This window comes from Bartonella sp. AR 15-3 (assembly GCF_002022445.1).
GTDB lineage: Bacteria > Pseudomonadota > Alphaproteobacteria > Rhizobiales > Rhizobiaceae > Bartonella.
Window position 1 is genome coordinate 1,015,776 of sequence record NZ_MUYE01000001.1, and the last position, 18,098, is coordinate 1,033,873.

Below are 18,098 nucleotides of genomic sequence, written 5' to 3' on the forward strand. Positions count from 1 at the left end.
AATTGGATAAACTTAATCTGGAAATTTCCTAGTCTTATTTAAAAGAGTCTTTTTATTGTTTAGCTAAAGCTTCCAACTTTTCTTCGTTTTTCGTTTGCTTAAAGTTGCAACAACTTCAATATGAGGCGACCATAAAAATTGGTCAATTGGTACAACTTTTTCTATTGTATAACCACCAGCAACAAGAAGAGATAAATCACGAGCTAATGTAATAGGATTGCATGATATAGCTACCACACGTGCTACCGTTGTCTTTGCTAACTCATTTACCTGCTCCTCTGCACCAGAACGTGGTGGATCAAAAACAACACTATCAAAACATTCAAGCTCCTTTGCAGAAAGTGGACGACGAAATAAGTCACGTTTTTCACAAACTACTGTTTTTAAACCAGTAGCAATACGCGCAGCTTGATCCAGATTGGCTAATGCTCTTCCATCATTTTCTATTGCACGAACATTCATCTTTTTCGCCATACGTAAAGTAAAAGTTCCTACTCCTGCAAATAAATCAGCAGCATTTTTTGCTTTTTTTAAATGAGTTAAAACAATATCACCCATAATAGTTTCCGCTTCAAAAGTCGCTTGAAGAAAACCACCAATAGGAAATTCAACACAAATATCTCCAAAGTAAATCACCGGCTTTTCTTGTTCAATTAAGACTTCACCTTGAACAGATAAACGTGTAATTCCACATGAAAGAGCTACACGTATCATTTTTTGACGAACAAACTCATTTTGTACAACACAACCACTTAAAGCAACATCAAAACCATTTTCAACAACTGTCACTGTCACATGAAATCGCTTAGCATTATTTTTTAAAAGAGCGCATATAGCCCTAATATCATCAAGTTTAGACAAAATCTCTGAACGAGTAACTGGACATTCTTTAATAGCTATAATATCATGAGATTGATAGCGGTTAAAACCAATAATACAGCTTTCTTGAGTCACAGACGCTGTTAAAGTAACTCGTCGACGGGTATGATTTCTACATTCAATTAATGGAGAAATAACAGCATCAAGACCATATCTTTTAAACGCATCAACAACCAATTGTCGCTTCCAAAAGTGATAAGCATTCAAATGCCAATGTTGAAGCATGCACCCCCCACATGTCTCAAAATGTTGACAAACAGCATCAACACGCTCTGATGATTTTTTTTTAAGAGTAATAGGCGTACCGTATTTTCCATGAAGAGCAATATTAACTACCTCTCCAGGCAAAGTAAAAGGCACAGAAATTAAACCATATGCTGTTTTGGCAATACCATAGCCGTTCACGCCAATATGATCAATTATAACATCATTACTCACTTTTTTCTCCGAATAACAAATATTCTATATTACCGTCACCACCTGTGATAGGTGCAGGAAGCAAACCTTTTGCCGTCCATCCTATCTGAATATTCGGCCAATCAAAAAGATCTTCAGCGGTTCTTTTTGCGATTAATGGATCTTTCAATATTCCTCCCTTACCAATACTCGCTCGACCGACTTCAAATTGAGGTTTTACCAATAAAACTGCTTGGGCGCTCTTTTTTGTTAAAGACAAAACAGATGGTAATGCAAGTTAAGAGAAATAAAACTGACATCTCATACAATAAGATCAATCTCACGACCACTTAAATGTTCCTGTTTCAAATCCCTAACATTCAGGCCCTCTAATAAGGTTACTGCACTGTTAGCAGATAAACGAGCATCAAATTGATTGTGACCAACATCAAGAGCAATCATATGAGCAACTCCTCGTTCTAAAAGAACTTGCGTAAAACCACCTGTCGATGCGCCAACATCAATTGCAGTAACTTTATTTGTCATCACTGGAAACATATCAAGTGCATAAATAAGCTTTAATGCTGGCCGAGATACATAACTTTGCGGCAGGAGCAAAACTGTAATTGTTGCACCATCAGAAACCATTTCTCCAGCTTTAAAAACGATTTTTCCATCAACTTTAACTGTTTTTCGTGCAATTGCATCACGTGCCCGTGAATGAATTGCAAAAAAATTCAACTAAAAAAACATCCAGTCTTTTTGTGACTGTCATATTTATACTCGTTTTTGCAATATAGGTCGAAGCTTACGTCCTAAAGCACTAAAAACAGTGTTAATAATACCTGTTGCATCAAGCCCAATCTGTGAGAAAACTTTATTTAGCGAACCATGATTTAAATATTCATCAGGGAACTTCAAGGTACGGACTTTTAGGCCATGCTCTAAGAGTCCTTCTTGCGCCAAAAACTGTAGTAAGTGCGCTCCAAATCCACCTACCGCTCCTTCTTCAATTGTCACTAAGACTTCATGCTCCCGTGCTAACCGACGCATCAAATCCTTATCCAAAGGCTTCGCAAATCTCGCATCTGCAACCGTCGTAGATAATCCTTCTGCCACTAATTCATCAGCTGCAATCAATACCTCCGACAATCGTGTCCCAAAACAAACTAGAGCGATCTTACTTCCTTCACATAAAACACGCCCTTTGCCAATTTCAAGCACTTCACCACGCTGCGGCAAATCCATACCAATACCCTCACCACGTGGATAACGAAAAGAAATAGGTCCCTGATCATAAGCTGCCGCCGTACGCACCATATGCATAAGTTCAAGCTCATCAGAAGGTGCCATAACCACAAAATCAGGGAGAGTTGTCAAAAAAACAATATCAAAACTCCCCGCATGCGTTGCACCATCTGCTCCAACAAAGCCTGCTCTATCAATAGCAAAACGCACCGGTAATTTTTGAAGCGATACATCATGGATAATCTGATCATAAGCACGCTGTAAAAAGGTAGAATAAATCGCAACAAAGGGTTTATACCCTTCACATGCAATACCTGCAGCAAAAGTTACAGCGTGCTGTTCAGCAATACCAACGTCAAACATCCTTTTGGGAAATTTTTCAGAAAAAAAGTCAAGCCCTGTTCCATTTGGCATTGCTGCCGTGATACCAATAATTTTATTATCATGTTGAGCCTCTTCTATTAAAGCTTGAGAGAACACTTTAGTATAAGAAAGAGAGTTACTTTGTGCTTTAACTTGTTTACCGGTAATGACATCAAAACGATTAACACCATGATATTTATCAGATGACGCTTCTGCAGGTGGATATCCTTTCCCTTTATGCGTTACCACATGCACTAAAACAGGACCATTAGGACATTCGCGAACATTTTTCAGAACAGGTAACAAATGCCCAAAATTATGACCATCTATCGGTCCAACATAATAAAAGCCAAGCTCATCAAACAAGGTCCCTCCAACAAAAAAACTACGTGCAAATTCTTCTGAATAACGTGCTTTCTCCAAAAAGAATTTTGGTAACTTTTTGCTTAAAATCTTTATTCGTTCACGCAAATTGCGGTAAGATGGACGTGAAACCAATCGTGCAAGATGAGCGCTCATAGCACCCGTAGGAGATGCAATAGACATATCATTATCATTAAGGATAACAATCAAACGCGCATCCAAAGCACCAGCATTATTCATCGCTTCATAAGCCATACCTGCAGATATAGCGCCATCACCAATCACAGAAATAATGTTGCGTCTTTCTTCAGCTTCCAATGCACTAACTATTGCCATACCAAGACCCGCTGAAATAGAAGTGGAAGAATGGCCTGCGCCAAATGGATCATACACACTTTCTGAACGTTTTGTAAAACCTGATAGACCACCCTCTTGACGTAATGTGCGAATTCTATCTCTGCGACCAGTTAAAATTTTATGAGGATAGGTTTGATGACCAACATCCCAAATAATCCTATCATCAGGTGTATTAAAAACATAATGTAGTGCAATAGTGAGTTCAACAACACCGAGCCCTGCCCCAAGATGACCGCCTGTTACAGAAACTGCATTAATTGTCTCGGCGCGTAATTCATGAGCCAACTGTGGCAAATCAGACTCCGGTAACACTCGCAAATCTTGCGGTAAATGAATCAGATCAAGCAGTGGCGTTAATGGGCGAGACAAAAAGAACTCCTTATATTATTATATAGAGCAATCAATTATGTTATCTTATTCTTTCTATACTTTTTTAGAATCCAAGCCTTAACAAGTGTTGCAATTGCTGGTTCTTTATAAAAATGGCCCTGTATGGACAGAATATAAAAAAAATAATGATTTAGATATCATGATGTATGCGAATATTCAATGAAGTGTAGATAGCTCCTATCGCAACAATCTATACCCTGCATAATAATATTTTTATCAATCACTTATTATCAAGAAAAAGAAAATATTGCTAAATATAGTGTGTGGTAATTATATGGACATAATTATAAGCATATGTTTTGACCGTTCATATGCATACTTTTGACTCGCTTATATTAAAAAATGAGATTAATAAGTTTATTTCATATGAGTTTTTTGTACTTCTTGTACCCAATAAAATAAAAAAATCATTTATATCATTCAGGATCTAGTGGTTTTACACCTTCGGGTTTCCCCTCATCTGAAAGTTGAATTTTTTCAACTTTAGCTTCAGCTACTTTTAGTAACCTATCGCAATGATTTTTAAGAGCTTCACCACGTTCGTAAATATCAATCGACTGTTCCAAAGGAACATCTCCACGTTCTAAATTTTCAACAATCGCTTCAAGTTGTTTAAGTGCATCCTCAAAACTCAACGTAGCAATATCTTCTTTTTTTGCATCTTGCTTCATATAATCCTCATAAGATATCTGTTCTAGATATGCGAATTCCAAAACCCTCTAAACCAACATAATGACGTTCTTTAGAAGCATAGACAATAACAGAACTGATCCCTAAATGTCTCAAAATTTGTGCTCCTAAACCAATTTGGCGCCACTCTTTTTCACGTTCAATCGCCTGCATATGATTTTCTAAATCTCTTTTCGTTATTTCCTGATTATCAATAGCTGATTGACAATCAATACCAACAAACCCTCCTCGCAGATAAACAAACACACCGCGTTTTTCTTCTTCTACCATACGACGCATAATAACTTCAATATTTGATGCTTGACCAAAAACATCATTTAAAATGTTTTCACGATGCAAACGTACCGGAATATCCTCACCATCACGGATATCACCAAAAACAATCGCAACATGCTGGACCGTCTCCCAAGGCAGTTGATAACTTTGAACTACAGCCGGCCCTACAAATGTTTCAATTTGCATTTCTCCGACATGTTTTATCAGCGTCTCTTTACGCTGACGATAAGCAATAAGATCTGCAACTGTTATTGTATGCAACTGATGATCCTGTGCAAACTTTATAACCTCATCTCCATGTTTAACACTCCCATCATCATTGACTAATTCGCCAATCACACCAACTGGCGGTAAACCAGCTAATTTACATAAATCAACTGCAGCCTCAGTATGTCCTGACCGCATCAGAACACCACCTTCATGTGCAATTAAAGGGAAAATATGTCCCGGACGCATAAAATCATTAGCATTAGCATTTGGATTAGCAAGATTACGAACTGCTAATGTACGATCGTGTGCTGAAATTCCTGTTGTTATTCCATATTTAAAATCAACAGTAACAGTAAACTTGGTACAGTGCATTGAATCATTATCTGATACCATAGGAGCTAAATTTAATCGTCGTGCTTTCTCCTTCGATAAGGGCGCACAAACAATACCGGATGTATAACGCATAATAAATGCCATTTTTTTTTCTGTACAATGAATAGCAGCAACGATTAAATCGCCTTCATTTTCGCGATCATCATCATCCATAACCACAACAATTTCACCGCGTTCAAAAGCTTGAATAGCAGAAACAACTTTTTTCTGATTATAAATCATTGCTTTTCCTTCCTATACAACTGATTTGACCGCAATACCTCAGCTAATGATCAGCAATAGCAAAAGGAATCATTGCTTCACCAACAGAAACAACCCGAATCATAGCACTCGTTTGTGATAACATCCACATTTTTACCATCAACATCAATTGAACAACGGAAAGTTAAAATCGATGAATGAGCTTAACTGCAAAATACCTCACCATCACCAATTTCAGCACCATTAAAACTGCATTAATTAACATTCAAAACAATACAATATCCTGCTGCAGTCTTGCACAAATTAGGTATTCCTAACCATATGAAACATTTTCTGTAATAATCTCAATAACAGTATCAACAAACAATCCACCTTTAAGTAATTTATCCATATAATCAATAAAAACACTTGCTCCATAAGCAGCAAGTGTAAAAAAGGATTATTATAGACCTTTGACCAATTCCATCGACCACAATTAATATGATGGGGGACAACCACTATCACAGCTCCCCCAATAATCAAATCAAGAATAATTTTACGTACAAATATGTGTGCTGCAACATGCTCGACTGTTTCATGTGTTGAAGCACGCCCACTCAATAATAAAGAATTCTATATTATAATCCTTTGATTGCTAGCTGTATCTTAGAGAAAATTGTAACTGATGTTCCTCTTATTACCAAGTTTGTAACATCAACCTGAGTTATAACTCCCGAAAGAAGAAGCTCTATCTGGCTTAATTCTCAACGTTGTGCTCTATATTTTGATTGCCCTGATCACTGTTATCAAGATATGCTTGAATTCCTTTAAGAGTGAAAATAATTCCTGGAAACAACTATCAATAATACACTTAACGTAACTCTATAACTCTCATAGCATGTTATCACATGATAACAAATGACCCTAATGTATATGGGACATGGAAACAGTTTCATTCTTAAAATACACCCAACCACAGAGTACAAAATACATATAACCATTGTACATTGAGCGGCAAAGAGAACTATCTCACCTAATACTATTATTGAACCACTTCAACTTTAGTCAAATCGCCGCTGATAAAGTGGGCTTTCCTCCCTACTCTTTAATAACGGAAATATCCGGTGCATCAACAGCTTTCATACCTATAATATGATACCCTGAATCTACATGATGCACCTCTCCCGTAACAGAACGAGATAAATCAGAAAGAAAGTATAGCGCAGAATCACCAACCTCTTCTATTGTCACTGTACGACGTAAAGGAGCATTATACTCATTCCATTTAAGAATATAACGAAAGTCACCAATACCAGAAGCAGCCAACGTTTTTATAGGCCCTGCCGACAAAGCATTAACACGAATATTCTTCGGCCCCAAATCTACAGCTAAATATTTTACGCTAGCCTCAAGAGCAGCCTTAGCAACCCCCATCACATTATAGTTAGGAACAACTTTTTCAGCACCATAATAAGTCAGTGTTAAAATTGAACCACCATCTAACATCAATTGTTCTGCACGCTGTGTAAGAGCTGTCAAAGAATAAACAGAAATATTCATTGTCATCATAAAATTTGATTCGCTGACATCAATATAACGACCGCTTAATTCATCTTTGTCAGAAAAACCAATAGCATGAACTAAAAAATCAAGCTTGCCCCATCTTTGCTCTATTTCATCAAAAACTGCGTCAATAGATTTACTATCAGACACATCACAATGACCGCAAACAATTCCTCTCACTTCTTCAGCCAAAGGCTCAACGCGCTTCTTCAATGCTTCACCTTGATAGGTAAAAGCAAGCTCTGCCCCTGCAGCACTTGCTGCCTTAGCTATCCCCCAAGCGATAGATCGATTATTGGCCAACCCTAAAATTAGACCACGCTTACCGCATAATAAATTACTACTATTAGCCATTAGCATTGCCTCATTGCAACTAAAAATTAACATTATCCATTTGCCTATGGCACAGGTAAACTTTTTCTTCAAGCAGTTGGTTTAAAATCAACTTAAAACTATAATTTTGTACTACAAAAAATCTTAATCTTTTATTTTTGAAAAAACTGTTCTAATGCGGGATCTTTTTGCGGTAACATTATACGAATATGCACAAAAAGGTCATCTCTTTCTCCATTTTTAAAATGAAGCCCTTTCCCTTTTAACCGTAAAACACGATCAGAACTTGACCATGGAGGAATTGTTACAATAACACGTCCTTCTAATGTCTGAATTTCCTCTTTTGCTCCCAACACAGCATGCTTAAGAGGAATTGGCAAATCAAGATGAAGTGCCCTTCCTTCAATTCGTAAATGAGGATGTTTTTGAATATAAACCGTTACCAACGCATCTCCTGATTGTCCATACGGTACTTTTTCTCCCTGACCTTTTAAACGGATAGTTTGTCCATCCTCAACATAAATTGGGAGCTTAATTTTTAATCTTTTTCCATTAGGAAAAATTGTTTCTACCTTTTCTGCACTCACCATCTGTTCCAAGGTTACGGAAAGACTGGTACGAATATGAGCTCCTTGTTGGGGCTGATTATGTTGTGTAGAATTTGAAAAATTTCTTCCTCTTCCAAATAAATCACGAAAAATATCACTTGCATCAAAACCTACACCACCTGAAGAACTAAAATCAAATCCCCTTGTACTTCCTGAAAAAGGATTATGTCCATCTTTAAAATGTCCTCTAGCACCATAAGCTTGATGAAGTGGTTTTCCTTCTGCATCAATTTCACCGCGATCAAATTGTATCTTTTTATCTTTGTCTCCTATAATTTCATAGGCCTGATTCACTTCAGCAAACTTTTCTTTAGCCTTCACATCACCCATATTATGATCTGGATGATATTTTTTTGCTAGTTTTCTGAATGCAGATTTAATCTCTTGCGGTCTTGCAGTACGTGCCACACCTAGAACCGTATAAGGATCGCGCATATTGTCCTCTTTCCAGCTTTGTCATTTTTAATATTAACCGGTATATTTTTATAACTTTATTCTTGCATCAATTTAACTAAAGTAATTTCTATTTTATCTATATGTTTATAAATAAATGAAAATACCATATGGAATAAATATTTTATATCCAATATAATGTATTGTAATCTGCACTAAAACTAACATCGTTGAAAAATTATGATAAATTAATTTTAAAAAATAAAAAAGAACAGCCTTTTGTCATTGTCAGCTAATAGAAAAAACGAATTCAGACAACCTGCCATTCGAGCTAATTGGTACAAATCCATTATGAACAACACAACACAAACAGACGATAATTTTGCGCTAATGCAAGAACCCTTTGTACTTTTTACACGTTGGCTTAAAGAAGCAACGACAAGCGAAATCAATGATCCAAATGCTATGGCTTTAGCAACAGTAGATGCAACAGGCTTACCTAATGTTCGTATGGTTCTTCTCAAAGATTTTAGTTCTAAAGGATTTATCTTCTATACAAACTATGAAAGTTGCAAAGGACAAGAAATTTTAGCATCAATGAAAGCATCCTTAAGCTTTCATTGGAAATCACTCCATCGTCAAGTTAGAATCAGAGGAATCGTTGAGAAAGTCAACACTCAAGAAGCAGATGCATATTTTCAATCACGTTCACGTGAAAGCCAAATTGGTGCATGGGCGTCTAAACAATCTCAAATATTAGACAACCGCTTTACCCTTGAAAAAGCAATTGCTAAATATACTGCACAATATGCTGCAAAAAAAATCCCACGCCCACCTCACTGGTCTGGATTCTGTGTAAATCCTTTATCTATTGAATTCTGGTGTGATCGTCCATTCCGTTTACATGATCGCTTACTCTTTACACGAGCCTCAATTAAACAAAATAACTGGAAGAAGCAAAAACTTTACCCCTAATTCTCAAGCTCTTAAAGCAATACACTTCTGTTTATATTACAACAAATTTCTGTTTAATAACATTATAGATTATTTCATATTACCATAAATATCACAAAATTATCGAATATAATATTGTTGAAATTCCTCCACACACCAAACCAGCGAAGATCAAAAAACCAACAAACGAATTAGACTTGAAAAGCTGTAAACATTGCAAACTGTTGTCGATATCGATAACTTTAATTTGTATAAACATATGGATAGCTGCAATTAAAATCCCTAAAAAACTCAGAATAGGGACGTGCGCCAGATAAAATGCCAAGCTGGTTAAAATTACAAAACCACCATATAAAAGTACCAATGCATATTTAGTTTTTTTACCAAAGAGAAGTGCCGTAGAGCCAACACCAACAATTACATCATCATCTTTATCTTGATGAGCGTAAATTGTATCATAGCCTATCGTCCATAAAATTGAGCCTATATAAAGTGCTATTGGTGCCCAACTTAAACTGCCATGCACAGCAGCCCATCCCATTAACGCTCCCCAATTAAACGCAACACCTAAAAAAAATTGAGGCCAATTTGTTATACGTTTCATAAAAGGGTAAAATGCAACTGCAACCAATGATGAAAGACCTAAAAAAAAAGTAAATACATTAAATTGCAATAAAACACCTAAGCCTATAATACATTGTATTAATATGAAAATTTTTGCCTGAAACCGACTCACTTGCCCCGTAGGCAATGGACGAGAACGTGTTCGCTCTATTTGAGAATCAATTTCTTGATCAACAAGGTCATTCCATGTACAACCTGCACCCCGCATAGCTATAGAGCCTACAAAGAATAAAAAAAGATACCAAATCCAATTAATAACAATCGACAAAATAGATAATTGTGATATCTCATAAGAAAAAATAGCCATAGTTGTTGACCAAAAACAGGGCCACATCAATAATTTCCATCCAATAGGCCTATCCCATCGGGCTAATTGAGCATATAACCATAAAGAACAAGGAAGAAAATCATAAACCCACTGTTTTGGAGCTGCATCCATAACTCGTCCCTGCTTCTCATAGGACTGAATATGCAAAATATCTTTACTTTTTTTCATTAAATGATTTTACCTTTAAACTTGCAATGGAAATATTTCATTCTTATGACAAATAATTAATTTAACCATCTTCTATGATAGGAGCAAGCAATGAACGTTCTTCTTATAGGTTCAGGCGGACGAGAACATGCTTTAGCATGGAAAATAGCAGCATCTCCATTACTAACGAAATTATATTGTGCTCCTGGAAATCCTGCAACAATGGAATTTGGCACAAATATTAATTTGGACATTGATGATCATTATAGTGTCATTGATTTTTGTAAAAAAAATGCCATTGATCTCGTAGTTGTTGGTCCAGAAGCTCCATTAATAGCGGGTATAACAGATGCTCTTAATGCAGCTCATATCTGTGTATTCGGACCGAATCAAAAAGCTGCTCAGCTAGAAGGCTCAAAAGGTTTTACAAAAGATTTGTGTTACAGAAATAACATTCCTACAGCTCCTTATCAACGCTTTGATAATGCTTTGAAAGCTAAATCTTATATTCATCGACAAGGTATTCCTATTGTTATTAAAGCTGATGGCTTAGCTGCCGGTAAAGGCGTTGTAGTTGCTAGAACAATGGAAGAAGCATTTGATGCAATTGATGCCTGTTTTGAAGGTACATTTGGCGATGCAGGAAAAAAAGTAGTTGTTGAAGCTTATCTAGAAGGAGAAGAAACAAGTTTTTTCTGCCTTTGTGATGGTAAAGTAGCTATCCCCTTTGGCTCTGCACAAGATCATAAACGTGTTGGTGATGGTGATACGGGTGTCAATACAGGTGGTATGGGTGCTTATTCACCGGCTCCTATAATGACCGAAAAAATGGTTAACCGTACTCTTCAAGAAATTGTTACACCAGCTTTACGCGGTCTAGCTGAAATGGATATATCTTTTAGGGGTATTCTCTTCGTTGGATTGATGATAACACAAACAGGTCCCCAATTAATTGAATTTAATGTGCGATTTGGTGATCCTGAATGCCAAGTTTTAATGATGCGTCTAAAAGATGATATTCTTCCACTTTTTCTTACAGCTGCTCAAGGAAATCTTAAAAAGAAAAATCTTCGATGGTCTGAAGAAACCGCTTTAACAGTTGTTATGGCCGCTAATGGTTATCCTTTTTCTCCTCAAAAAGGTAGTGTGATTCGCAATATTGATAAAGCAGATTCTCTTCCTAATGTAAAAATTTTTCAAGCCGGCACGGCCTTATGTAATGGGGAATTAATTGCGAATAGTGGACGTGTTTTAAATATAACAGCAATAGGCAAAACCATAAAACTCGCTCAAAAACGCGCTTACGAAGCGGTCGACTATATTGATTGGCCACAGGGTTTTGTACGCCGTGATATTGGATGGCGTGCTATTATGCGAGAAAACTAGATTTTTAAAGTTTTTTAGGACTCGTAATTTCACGTGATAGAATAGTACGTAAATCGGCTAACTGCTCTTTAATCATCATAGCTTTAGGAAGAATGTTGAATTTTTCTTCTGAAATATAAAGTGCTATAAAATTTGGACGCTCACGCCAATCATAAAACAGACAAAAAGGATAAGTACCCTGTGTATAAGAATTTCGAATCGCAAAAGCATGATCATCTCATTGTTATATTCGTTTAAGGCTTACTTATTGATTATTTTTTACTAAACGAGATGCTTTATGATTTACTAAAACATAATAATTCAATGCCCAAATAACACAAATAATTGTAGCATCAAGCGTTTTGATAAAAGACTTTCCCCAATAATGCGTCCAATTTTTCCCCTCAATCATAATGAGAAAACCACAATCAACAACGACACAAATCAACCACAATACTCATAAATATAAAAACGTCTTCAATCTTCTGATATGATGACGACAATGTGCTTTTTGCGCTTCTATTGCATTCTCTTGACCAAGCTCAAAACAAGCACACGCATTTTCATTTTTTCTGAATGTCTCAAATACATAAAATTCTTTTCTATTTTTATTAGATAGGAATCTAATTATCATTAAATAAAAAGTCAAAACACAAATGAAGTAAATATACATGACTGCACAGCATACAAAAATTAACACATATCTCACTGCAACACAGTTTGATTGTCAATCCTCAAACGTAAACCTAATGAATTATGACCACGAAGTAAAAAACGTTTCTGTACAGAATTAGGTGATACTATATGAAAAAATTGATGCATAACAGAACGATCTTGAACCTTAATAATACTGTTATATTCATCAATCATAAGCATAGGCAGATTGTAAATCTGCGTCCACAATCGCCAATCCAGAAAAATATTATTTAATTTTCTAGAAACTAAAAGTGGAATACAAATCTCCTCATCTACGTGGAATAACTCTAATGTTATGGCCTTCTCACCTGAGAGAGTGTCTACTATACGCGCTGCAATTCCCCTAAAATGGTGAGCTGGGATCAAATGTGGCAGACCTGAAGAAGCCCCAAATTTAAAAAAAACACCACACTTATTTAACGAACAAACTATTTGATTACCCGTTTTTGATACAAAATATGTCGTTATTTGTGGCAAATGGCACGGATCTAGTCGAAACTCAAGCACCGCCTTTGCCTGATTAAAGCATTGATTAGCCATGTACACTGTTCCCAATTTTTTTTCAATAACCCAGGCAATCTAGCAGATTTTCTTCATTGGATTATTAACAAAATTATATAAAAAAAACTTAGTTTCTTTTTGGTTATTAAATTCTAAATAAAAATGCCAAAAAATATTTATTCTTCTGGAATTATAATATTTTTCCAGGATTCATAATTCCTAAAGGGTCAAATACTTTCTTAATCTCTTGCATAATTTCTAATGAAACAGGAGATTTAAAAGTACGTAGTTCTTCTCGTTTAAGCTGACCAATTCCATGTTCAGCAGAAAATGTTCCCTGATATTGCATTGCTAAACAATGAATACGATGGCTTATTTTCGGCCATAATTTTAAAAATGCTGCAGTATCCGCGCCAATTGGTTGCGTTATATTATAATGAAGATTCCCATCACCCACATGTCCGAAACAAACTACTCGTGCACCTGGTATAATTTCTTCAATAATAAGAGCAGCCTCAGCAATAAAATCAGGAATGAAAGCAATAGGTACAGCAATATCATGTTTAATAGATCCTCCTGCTAATTTCTGTGCAGATGATATACTTTCACGCAATTGCCAAAAAAAATCTTGCTGTTTTAATGATTGTGCAATAACTGCATCATCAATAATAGAACTTTTAAAAGCCATTTCTAAAACAACATGCAATGCTGATAACGCATCATTGTCATTCCGTGATGATGACATATTAATCAAAACATACCATTCATGCTCATGATCAAAAGGAGATTGGGTACACATCTCATAATTTAAAGCCATTTGGAAACTTAGTTTCCCCATAAGCTCAAAACCAGTCAATAACGTCCCCCCGTAGCATTGAGCAAGAGACAAAAGCTCTACAACTTTCGCTGAACTATCTAAGCCTACAAGAGCAACTTCTTTCCCTTTTGGTTTTGGAAAAAGCTTTAAAACTGCTGCAGTAATAACCCCTAAAGTCCCTTCAGCACCAATAAAAAGATCTTTCAGATTATAACCGCTATTATCTTTCTTAACAAATCGCAAATCATCCAAAACACGTCCATCAGGTAAAACGACTTCTAGACCAAGACAAAGATCACGCATATTACCATAAGCTAAGACCCCCGTTCCTCCGGCATTAGAAGATAGATTTCCTCCTATCTGACAAGATTCTTCAGAAGCCAAAGAAAGAGGAAAAAAACGATTTATTTCATCGGCTTTTTTTTGTAATGTTTGTAGAACGACTCCAGCCTCCACTACAGCAAAATTACCCTTAAGATCCAATGATCGAATCCTGTTTAAACGTTCCATAGATAAAATAACACTGTGCCCGCTATCATCTGGCAGCTGAGCACCTACAAGACCAGTATTTCCTCCTTGAGGAACAATCGGCGTACATGTTTGACTAGCCAATTGCATAATCAGTGATACTTCTTTTGTAGAAGATGGTCGTAAAAGTAATGGTGTTTTTCCATGAAAAAGTCGGCGGTTTTCAAATAAATAAGGTGTAATCAATGCTTGATCTGTTATAGCATACTCAGAACCGACAATGCTTCTAAAAGACTCAATCAAACCTTGCTCCATTTTTATTTTCCTTTTGCAGCTGCAGCACGTATTAAACGATCATTAATAGCTTCCCCCAATCCATAAAATGGGATAGGCTCCACTGCAATGCACTTCACTTTAGGTAAATCCAATTGCTGCATATACTGGAATAAATGGAAAGCAGCTTCTTCTAATCGACCACTTTCACTAAGATTTAGAACAGCAACAGCATTTTCAACACCCTCAACACGTTTAGGTCCAAATGCTAACAATGCTTCGCCGCTTTCCACCTTTTTTACATTTAAACGCATAGAAGTATTAGGTGCATAATGTGACTTTAACATCCCCGGAGCTTCAATTGCAGCTTGCTGGTCCAAACGTTTTACAGGCTTCTTTGCCACTTTTGCAATTTCTTCAATAGCTAATCCTCCCGGACGTAATAAATAAACATTTTCATCACAAATCTTAATAATCGTTGATTCAAGCCCTATTTTTGAAGCTCCACCATCAATAATTAAAGGCACTAATGTCCCTAAAGATTTAAATACAGATATAGCTGAAGTAGGACTCAATTTTCCTGATTGATTAGCACTAGGTGCAGCTAAAGGACGGCCAAAATGCCGAATAACTTCTGCAAAGCCTCCTTTGGGGAAACGAACAGCCAATGTATTAAGACCAGCAGTTGTCAAAGGATGAATATTATGATGAGCCTTTAACGGTAGAACCACGGTTAAAGGACCTGGCCAAAATGCCTCCATTAACCGACGTGAAAGAAAATCAATTTTCACATAACACTCTGCCATAACTATGTCACTTACATGAACAATAAGGGGATTAAAGAATGGACGCCCCTTTGTAGAAAAAATAGATGCGACAGCTTTTCCATTTGTCGCATCACCAGCTAATCCATAAACAGTTTCTGTCGGCAAAGCTACTAATTGTCCCTGTTGAAGAATCGTAACTGCTTGGTTTATTGCAGCACTATTAAATGGTAAAATTGCCATTAAATATTATCCTTATAGCGTTCTTTAAGAGGAGAAAAACTATAACGATGTAATCTTACAATAGGTCCATACTTATCAATAGCTGCACGATGTGCTACCGTTCCATAACCCACATGCTTCTCTAAATCATAATTTTGATAAACCCGTCCAGCATACTGCATCATCCTATCACGGATCACTTTAGCTATAATAGATGCCGCCGCAATTGAAACCGAAGACTGATCACCTTTAATCAAAGCAATTGCAGGGCAGGGCAAATTAGAAGGAATATCACGCCCATCGATCAACGCGTAATGCGCTGAAATGGCAAGCCCTGTAACACAACGTCGCATTGCTTCTAAAGTCGCTTTTCTAATATCAGACTTATCAATTGTCCGAGCACAAAGACTAGCAACTGAAATCGCTAATGCATTTTGCAAAATTTCATAATAAAGTCTATTACGTTGTTGTCTAGAGAGCTTTTTTGAATCATTCAAGCCTTCAGGAATACGGCTTTTATCTAATACAACTGCTGCTGTCACTACAGGCCCAGCTAAAGGCCCACGTCCAACTTCATCAACACCTGCTACATAAAAGAAACCTTTTTTTTGCAAATCCAATTCATATGAAAAATTTGGCTGAAACGGTACATTAAACATATCTGAAAATCACGAATACGAAAAAACATGCATCCATTTTTGCATCACTACCCATTTTCTGCAAACCTTATAATCATATTACCATTTAGCATAACAGTTCAATAACTTACCTTAATTTTTATGTAAACGCATTGCTTATTTTCTTTGTCCAATAAAATAGTTTTACTCTTAAAGTAATTACTCCCTTCCTTTTTACTGACCTTCTCTATCTCTTCCCATTGAGTATCTAGAAAGAATATGCATATAAATTTCAGTTAGCCCTTCAATCTTAACAAAAATTATAAGCTAATTAGTTTTTATTAGGTAATATACACTTTTTCTTCGAAGACATATTCAAAGTAATCTCAGTTTCGTAAATCTCGCAAAGCGAGTTAAGCGTTTTCAATAACCTTCTCTTCCATAAATCCCCATATAGTCATAACTGCGTCTTTTTTATAGACGTAAATATTTTTAGTAACGTAGATATGTAATCAGAAATATTGATAGTGTTATAAACTTTTTTATCTCTATAAATCTAACAGGGACTATCATAAAATCAGTTAATCCCATTCTCGATACGACCATGAACACCACAAGTCTCAATAATATTATCCCCCTGAAAAACGTAAATACGATATAAGATATGATTTTGTATAGTAATTTTACTTCCTTTAATTAAAAACCAAAGATACTCTTATAGTTTTGTTCACCATTTCACGTGGTGGGGGGGAAACATATCAATACGTTTAAGTGCTGTCATAGCCAACCAATCAAGTTCCCGACTACCAGAAGAAAATATAACACGGTTGGCAAAAATATCTCCTTGTTCACGCACCTTAAATTCCAACTGCACGACTCCCTGTACGCTACTAATACGCTGTCCTACAATGTAACTTTTTTGTTTTTCTAACTGTTTTTGTAACTTTGCTAACCAATGTGCTGATAACGCACTATCACGTACCATTGTATTACTATCCCTCCTTACAGCAAATGAATGTGCTTTTTTTCCATTAATTTTCTTCTCTGTAATATTCAGTATTGATGAGCGCTTTTTTATAGAAACTTTACGATTTATCTTTGACGAAGAAGATCTCTCCAAAGGTTTCAGCACTGTAAAATCATCTTTTTTTACGGTAGACTGAAGCTCTTTCGTAATCTGATGCTCTTTTGATAGAGAATTCTCTGGTCGAACTGCACTAAGTTTTGGTTTTAATATTTCTTCTTCCTTAAAAACATTAAACTCTAATATTTCTGAATCTGGATTAACAGCAAGGTGCATAATTTCTGGTACAACAGTTAACATAGCCATCGGAGAGAATACAAACCCATTTACATGAATACTCTTAGAATAAAATAGTGCTCCTACTCCAACATGTAAAGCAAGAGCACATCCAAAAGCACCTATCCAAAGAGCTGATATTCGCCAAATACTTGCACCCTTCATCATTTCATCTATCACCATATAATCGGTGCTTAATTTTATTAAAACAACTCGTCTTTAAAGCACAACTTTTTTCTTGACGATTTTTATCATGTTTAATATGATCGCGTTAATATTATAAACTGAGTTAGTGCTTGGCTTACCGATTATGTGATTACATTGTGTAATTAGTAAGGCAAATATTTTTATATGTGTTTATTTTATATGTGAGAACTTAT

Annotated in this window: 15 protein-coding genes and 2 pseudogenes; 2 read left to right on the top strand and 15 right to left on the bottom strand. The window is 36.1% G+C overall.

Features of this window, described 5'->3' with window-relative positions; translation table 11 throughout:
• Positions 1-63 precede the first annotated feature (63 nt).
• The 7 genes and pseudogenes from BAR153v2_RS04540 to BAR153v2_RS04575 all read right to left on the bottom strand — a co-directional run bounded on the left by BAR153v2_RS04540 (position 64) and on the right by BAR153v2_RS04575 (position 8,684).
• On the bottom strand, positions 64-1,317 hold the full coding sequence (locus tag BAR153v2_RS04540; protein WP_078680502.1) for a class I SAM-dependent RNA methyltransferase: 1,254 nt from the start codon (positions 1,315-1,317) through the stop codon (positions 64-66).
• Positions 1,310-2,050 (bottom strand): annotated as a pseudogene (locus tag BAR153v2_RS04545) (TlyA family RNA methyltransferase). The gene BAR153v2_RS04540 and the pseudogene BAR153v2_RS04545 overlap by 8 nt, the downstream one beginning before the upstream one ends.
• Before the next feature lie 2 nt (positions 2,051-2,052).
• Positions 2,053-3,975 (bottom strand): 1-deoxy-D-xylulose-5-phosphate synthase, encoded by a 1,923-nt coding sequence (dxs, locus tag BAR153v2_RS04550; protein WP_078680503.1) that lies wholly within the window; start codon positions 3,973-3,975, stop codon positions 2,053-2,055.
• A gap of 437 nt (positions 3,976-4,412) precedes the next feature.
• A complete protein-coding gene (locus BAR153v2_RS04555) occupies positions 4,413-4,667 on the bottom strand; it encodes an exodeoxyribonuclease VII small subunit (protein WP_078680504.1) in 255 nt (84 codons plus the stop codon).
• A 7-nt stretch (positions 4,668-4,674) separates the two neighbouring features.
• Complete coding sequence (ribB, locus tag BAR153v2_RS04560; RefSeq protein ID WP_078680505.1) at positions 4,675-5,787, bottom strand: 3,4-dihydroxy-2-butanone-4-phosphate synthase; 1,113 nt, start codon at positions 5,785-5,787, stop codon at positions 4,675-4,677.
• Positions 5,788-6,843: 1,056 nt separating this feature from the next.
• Entirely contained in the window at positions 6,844-7,662 is an 819-nt protein-coding gene (gene fabI / locus BAR153v2_RS04570) for an enoyl-ACP reductase FabI (protein WP_078680506.1), read from the bottom strand.
• Positions 7,663-7,793: 131 nt separating this feature from the next.
• A complete protein-coding gene (locus BAR153v2_RS04575; RefSeq protein ID WP_078680507.1) occupies positions 7,794-8,684 on the bottom strand; it encodes a DnaJ C-terminal domain-containing protein in 891 nt (296 codons plus the stop codon).
• A gap of 309 nt (positions 8,685-8,993) precedes the next feature.
• Here BAR153v2_RS04575 and pdxH point away from each other — a divergent pair, with 309 nt between their 5' ends.
• Entirely contained in the window at positions 8,994-9,617 is a 624-nt protein-coding gene (gene pdxH, locus BAR153v2_RS04580; RefSeq protein ID WP_078680508.1) for a pyridoxamine 5'-phosphate oxidase, read from the top strand.
• Between the two features lie 91 nt (positions 9,618-9,708).
• Here pdxH and ubiA read toward each other — a convergent pair whose 3' ends face one another.
• The gene (gene ubiA, locus BAR153v2_RS04585) at positions 9,709-10,716 is read right to left on the bottom strand and encodes a 4-hydroxybenzoate octaprenyltransferase (RefSeq protein ID WP_078680509.1); all 1,008 of its coding nucleotides are present in this window, start codon (positions 10,714-10,716) and stop codon (positions 9,709-9,711) included.
• Between the two features lie 90 nt (positions 10,717-10,806).
• On the opposite strand from ubiA, the gene purD reads away from it, so the two are divergent.
• Entirely contained in the window at positions 10,807-12,081 is a 1,275-nt protein-coding gene (purD, locus tag BAR153v2_RS04590) for a phosphoribosylamine--glycine ligase (RefSeq protein WP_078680510.1), read from the top strand.
• Between the two features lie 4 nt (positions 12,082-12,085).
• On the opposite strand, the pseudogene BAR153v2_RS07680 reads toward purD, so the two are convergent.
• The 7 genes and pseudogenes from BAR153v2_RS07680 to BAR153v2_RS04620 form a co-directional block, all read right to left on the bottom strand.
• A pseudogene (locus BAR153v2_RS07680) lies at positions 12,086-12,286 on the bottom strand (YcxB family protein); the annotation flags it as partial.
• 39 nt (positions 12,287-12,325) lie between these two features.
• Complete coding sequence (locus BAR153v2_RS04595) at positions 12,326-12,508, bottom strand: hypothetical protein (protein ID WP_078680511.1); 183 nt, start codon at positions 12,506-12,508, stop codon at positions 12,326-12,328.
• A gap of 257 nt (positions 12,509-12,765) precedes the next feature.
• Complete coding sequence (locus tag BAR153v2_RS04600; protein WP_078680512.1) at positions 12,766-13,296, bottom strand: DUF6101 family protein; 531 nt, start codon at positions 13,294-13,296, stop codon at positions 12,766-12,768.
• Positions 13,297-13,447: 151 nt separating this feature from the next.
• Positions 13,448-14,857 (bottom strand): FAD-binding oxidoreductase, encoded by a 1,410-nt coding sequence (locus tag BAR153v2_RS04605; protein ID WP_078680513.1) that lies wholly within the window; start codon positions 14,855-14,857, stop codon positions 13,448-13,450.
• A 2-nt stretch (positions 14,858-14,859) separates the two neighbouring features.
• Complete coding sequence (locus BAR153v2_RS04610) at positions 14,860-15,822, bottom strand: L-threonylcarbamoyladenylate synthase (RefSeq protein ID WP_078680514.1); 963 nt, start codon at positions 15,820-15,822, stop codon at positions 14,860-14,862.
• Complete coding sequence (locus BAR153v2_RS04615; RefSeq protein WP_078680515.1) at positions 15,822-16,460, bottom strand: ribonuclease HII; 639 nt, start codon at positions 16,458-16,460, stop codon at positions 15,822-15,824. Before BAR153v2_RS04615 ends, BAR153v2_RS04610 begins: the two co-directional genes overlap by 1 nt.
• Positions 16,461-17,145: 685 nt before the next feature.
• The gene (locus BAR153v2_RS04620) at positions 17,146-17,901 is read right to left on the bottom strand and encodes an energy transducer TonB (RefSeq protein WP_078680516.1); all 756 of its coding nucleotides are present in this window, start codon (positions 17,899-17,901) and stop codon (positions 17,146-17,148) included.
• Between the last annotated feature and the right edge of the window lie 197 nt (positions 17,902-18,098).